The following is a 1,755-nucleotide window of genomic DNA, read 5'->3' as shown; positions in this document are numbered from 1 at the left end:
ATGGCGGTGAGCTGGGCCACGGTGGCGTTGGCGTCGTCGCGCATGCGCGCGAACACTCCGTGGAACTCGCCCTCCATCCGCACCGTCAGGTCGCCCTCGGCCACCACGCGCAGCAGGCCGGACAGCGCATCCAGGTTGCGGTCGCTGGTGGCCATCATCGCGTTCAGGCCCTGGACCATGGCGCGGAAATCGTGCCGGTAGGCCGCCTCGTCGCCGCGCGCGGAGAAGTCGCCGGCCGCCGCCGCGCGCGCGAGGCGCTTGATCTCGCCGTTGATGGCCTGCAGGCTGGCCTTGGCCGCATCCATGGCCTGGTGCAGCACCGCCCGCGTGCCCGGCAGGCGCCGCGCGTCGCGCGACAGGTCGCCCTCGGCGTATTGCCGCAGCACGTCGACCGCATCGGCGATCGCGTCCAGGTGCTCGAACATCATGGTGTTGATGCCGGCGGCCAGCTCGCCGTAGACGCCGGGGAAGTCCTCGGGCATGCGATGGCCGATGTCCGGCCCGGCGTGCTGGGCGATCATGCGCCGGGTCTCCTGCGAGAACCGCTCGAGCATGTGCACCATCTCGTCGGTGGCCGCGAGCATCTGGCCCACTTCGTCGCGCCCGTGCTCGCCGGTGCGCACGCCCAGGTCGCCGCGCGCCACGCCCCTGACCGCGGCCAGCGCCCGCCCCACCGACTCGAGCACCGAGCCGCCGATCAGCCAGCCCATGCCCAGGTTGAACAGCACCACCACGCCCCCGGCCAGGGTCATGATCGCGGTGAACTGCAGCGCCTGCGCCTGGGTGTCGTCCAGGTAGACGCCGGTGCCGATCACCCAGCCCCAGGGCGTGTACAGGGTCGCGTACGAGGTCTTGCTCACCGGCTCCTCGGCGCCGGCCTTGGCCCAGGCGTAGTCGACGAAGCCGCCGCCGGTCTGGGCCGCGCGCACGAACTCCGGGAAGATGCGCTTGCCGTCCGGGCTCAGCACATCGGCCACCGGCTTGCCGACCAGGTCCGGGCGGGTGGGGTGCATCAGCATGTTCGGGGCCTGATCGGTGACGAAGAAATAGTCCACGCCCTGGTTGGCCTGCATCGACTCCAGCGTTTCCAGTGCCGACGCCTGGGCTGTGGCCAGGTCCATCTCGCCGGCGCGCACGCGCTCGGCCAGGCCCTCGACCACGCTCAGCGCCATTTCCGTCTGGGCGCGCAGGCTCGCCTGCCGGGTGGCGTTGAGGTCCAGGTACTGGATGCGCGCGGCGACCACCGCCAGAGCGACGATCCCGGCCGCGACCAGCAGGGTCTGCAGCAGGAACTTGCGCTTCATCGGCAAGTGGGAAAGGAAGCGGAAGGAGAGGCTTGTGCGGTTCATGGATCCGTGACGGCGGCTCGTAGGGGCGGAGGGTCGTCGGCCGGTGGCGGACCCCGTGCGGTCGCGCCGTGCCGGCGGACCGATCGCCAGAGAAGGCCAGCCCCGGCGCGGCGGCCGGGACTGGCGGTGAGGCCGCAGGGGGCGGCGTCAGAACTCGGCCCAGTCGGCCTCGTCGATCACCGTGGCCAGGGCGCCGTCTTCGCGCCGGGCCGGGCCGCTGCGGGGCCGGCGCACGGGCAGGGGGACGGCGGCGGGAGCGGCGGCGAGCGGTGCCGCCTCGCCGCGATCCTGTCCGGTCTGGAACACGGCGCTGGCCTGTGCCAGGCCAGCGGCCTGTTCCTCCATGGCGCGCGCGGCGGCGGAGGCTTCTTCCACGAGGGCGGCGTTCTGCTGGGTGGTCTCGTCC

1 protein-coding gene and 1 pseudogene are annotated in these 1,755 nt (G+C 72.7%); both read right to left on the bottom strand.

What is annotated here, in order from left to right; genetic code table 11:
• Positions 1 to 1,349, bottom strand: a 1,349-nt coding sequence (locus tag PSEJ35_RS0113760) for a cache domain-containing protein (protein ID WP_028918279.1), incomplete at its 3' end; no start/stop codon positions are given.
• A gap of 147 nt (positions 1,350 to 1,496) precedes the next feature.
• Positions 1,497 to 1,755 (bottom strand): annotated as a pseudogene (locus PSEJ35_RS17530) (methyl-accepting chemotaxis protein); the annotation flags it as partial.

It is taken from the genome of Pseudoxanthomonas sp. J35, from assembly GCF_000513995.1.
Taxonomy (GTDB): Bacteria; Pseudomonadota; Gammaproteobacteria; order Xanthomonadales; family Xanthomonadaceae; genus Pseudoxanthomonas.
The sequence above is the reverse complement of the archived record's forward strand: the minus strand, read 5'-3'. Positions and strand labels throughout refer to the sequence as shown.